Raw genomic sequence first — 3362 nt, forward strand, 5'->3', positions numbered from 1 at the left:
AGATGTGTATAAGAGACAGAATCACGACCAACCTGTTCGGTGCCTGGTTCCAGATGGGCCGGCAATTCCCTCCAGCCACGCTCGACGCCATCGCAAAGACGGTGGCGGAAGGCGAGGGCCGGCATCGCGGCGAACTGCGGGTGGCGATCGAATCGCGCCTGCCATTCTCGGCGGTGGCGGCCGATGTCACCGCACGCGACCGCGCAGCCATGCTGTTTTCCCACATGCGTGTGTGGGACACCGAGGAAAACAGCGGCGTGCTGCTCTACGTGCTTCTAGCCGAACACCGTATAGAGATCGTCGCCGACCGCGGCATCGCGAAGGTCGTAGCGCCGGCCGAGTGGGAAGCGATCACGGCGCACATGCGCGACCAGTTCGCACAGGGGCATTTCCGTGAGGCGGTACAAACGGGCGTGGCAGAAGCCGGTGCCTTGCTGGCGCGGCATTTTCCCGCGAACGGCGATGCGCGCAGGAACGAACTGCCGGACCGCCCGCTGGTTCTTTGATCTTTCTGATCAGACAAAAAGAGGCCGCCCCGAAGGGCGGCCCCTCTTTAGCCGTGTGCCTTACAGCGTGAAGTCGTACTGCACCATCAGGCGTACGGAGCGCGGTGCCTGGTAGTTTTTCGGCACGTGGTACGTCGTGCTGTAGTACGTCTGGTCGGCGCCGTTTTCCGCTACCTCGGTGATGGTGGTCGGCTTCGCGTTGTTGAACGCGTTGATGACGTCCAGTTGCATCGTCAGGCCCCTGGCGAAGGCTGGCGTGTATACGACATTCGGGCTCAGCGTCCACGTCCATGGCAGGCGCTTTCCACGGCCGCGGCCGGAGATCTTCCCTTCGCAGTAGAAGAACGCGGAGCTGTAGCTCGGAATGCCCGCGACCGTGCCTTCGCCACCGCCGAAGCAGCTGGTCGGGCGCCCCGATTCAAGCAGGCCGTTCACGCCGACGGACCACTCCGGGGAGAGCGTATACCCGCCGTAGATCTTGAAGCTGTGCCGGCGATCGTTCGGCAGGTAGCCGTTGGCGCCGACCATCAGTTCGGCATAGTCGAACGCGCTCGTAGTGCCCGTGTCGTCCTGGCCGTTGTCGGACTTCACCAGGCCTTCCGTGTTGCCGCGGTTCTTCGACCAGGTGTAGGACGCATTGACGTACAGGCGCTCGGTCGCTTTTTCCGCAGACAGGGTAACCGCCTGGTAGGTGCGCTTGGCCTTGGCGCCGAATGCACTGCCGGGAAGGGTCACGTTGTGCAGCGTGCCGCTGCCGTCGAGGTCGACGTCCACGGAGACCTTGCTGCCCGGGTTGTAGATGAAGCAGCCGGGGGTGGTGGACGGGGGCGAGAAGCGGTCTCCGTTGGCGTCCATGTCGAGGCCGATGGACTTTCCATAGTCGTAGAACGGACGCCAGTCGCAGGTATCGTCGATGGCGTTGTTGAGCCTGCGGTAAGTGGCCTTGGCGCCGACCACCCAGTCGTTGAGGAACGCGTTGTCGCTGTTGATGCGGTGCTGGAATCCGAGGATGTATTCGTCCTGCGAGTAGGGCTTCAGGCCTTTCGAGGCGACGGAACTCGGATTCGGCGTGCTGCCGTTCTCTCCGTTGACGACGAGCCGGTCGCCGAGTGGATCGCCGAGGATGGGCGCGCCGGTCACGGGGTCGATGCCGGAATACGAGAAGTTCTGCATCGTGTAGTACGACGCGGTGGCGGCACGCAGGGCGACATTGGCCGCGATAGGCAAGGAATAGCGGCCCGCCGTGCCGAACACCTTGGTGCCGGAGTCGCCGAATACGTCCCAGGCGAAGCCGAGGCGCGGTTGCCAGATATTGCCCTGGCGAACGAAACGTTGGCCGTCGCCGTTCTTGTTCTCGAACGAATCGTTGCGTACGCCGATGTAAGCGAGGAACTTGTCGGTAACCTGCCAGTTGTCCTGCAGGTACCACGACTTCTGGTCGACGCTCACCGAACCGCCGGTGCGGAAGTTGTAATGGGTGACGTAGTCCTCACCGGCCGCATTGGTCCGGTAGTAGTACAGCGCGCCGCCGGCATAGCTCTTGCCTGCCTCCGACGTCCACTCTTCACGCGAGTAGCCGCCCGAAACGCTGTGATCGCCGAGCTGCCAGTCGAGGTCGATGCGGTAGGCCGTGCGCACGTCCTCGCCGTCGAAGCGGTCGATCTGGCTGCTGAGGTAGCACGAGCGAATAGGCCCGTTCTCGCCCGCGAGGGTGCTGGAGCGGCGATCGATGATGTACGGACAGCCGGAGTTCGAGCCCTCGATGTCGCCGTCGTATCTCGTGACCGTGCCATCGGCGCTGATGTACTCCGACGAGTTCTTGCCCTTCATCTTGCCCCACTGCGCGGACAGGGTGAGGTCGTCGTTGAGGTAGCCTGTGTACTTGAAGATATTGGTGGCGCCGCCGGTCTTCTGCTGGCGGCGCCCGAGGTAATCGTCGGTGGACGGCTTGCCGTCACCGTCGATGGACGACCCGAAGTAACGGTTCGTGATGTGCTTCGTGTTGTTCATCGACGTCCATTCGAGAATGTTCGAATCGTCGATGTTCCAATCCATCTTGATCAGGTGGAATGGATTGTCGTTGGTGTCGCGCTGCGCGGCGGCCGACGAGGTAGCGATGGGGTAGGTGGTTTTCGTCTGGCGATCCGCCTGGAAGATGCCGTAGAAAAACAGCTTGTCCTTCACCAGCGCCCCGCCGAGCCACGCGGTGTAGACGTTCTGGTTGTCGCTGTCCTGCTGGTACGTGCGGTAGAGGTTGCCGTCCTTCGTATAGGTGGTGGGCCGCTGTTCGCGGCCCCACGCCGGCGTGTACACCCAGCTGCCGCCGCCCTTCCATTCGTTCGTGCCGCGCTTGGTGATCACGGAGGTCACGCCGCCGGTGGAGAAACCGTACTGCGCACCGTAGCCGCCGGTCTGCACGTCGAGCTGCTGGATCGCCTGGAAGGGAACCTCGGCGAAAGACAGGTTGTTGTACAGGTTGGTGACGTTGAAGCCATTGACGTAGTAGCTGTTCTCCGCGACGGACGCGCCGCCGAACGAGGGCAGGTTACCGAACGCTTCGTCGCCCTTGACGGTGCCGGGCGTCAGCGCGGCCACGTCCACCACGTTGCGCGGCACGGGCAGCTTGTTGAGCTGGTCGGCCGTGAAGCTCGTGCGCGATTCGACGGATGCAACATCGATGGCGGCCAGGGCGGTGGCCGATACCGTGACGACGTCGAGTGCTTGTGCATCGGTCTGGCTCGCGGCCGGCGCGATGAAGTTCACCTGCGCCGACTGGCCCGCCACCACGCTGATTTCGCGGCTGGCGACAGTGCGGCCATCCTGCTGGACGTTCACGCGATAGCTGCCGATGGGAAG

Annotated in this window: 2 protein-coding genes; one reads left to right on the plus strand and one right to left on the minus strand. The window is 63.4% G+C overall.

Going from position 1 to position 3362, the window contains the following annotated elements:
* Nucleotides 1-2 precede the first annotated feature (2 nt).
* Nucleotides 3-506, plus strand: coding sequence for a TPM domain-containing protein (locus tag ACPYOD_RS18990; protein ID WP_481303249.1), 504 nt, complete (start codon nt 3-5; stop codon nt 504-506).
* Nucleotides 507-566: 60 nt separating this feature from the next.
* Here the strand turns inward: ACPYOD_RS18990 and ACPYOD_RS18995 are convergent.
* On the minus strand, nt 567-3362 hold a 2796-nt coding region (locus tag ACPYOD_RS18995; protein WP_481303250.1), incomplete at its 5' end, for a TonB-dependent receptor plug domain-containing protein.

The sequence above is a fragment of the Luteibacter sp. HAY1-4A genome (assembly GCF_056755355.1).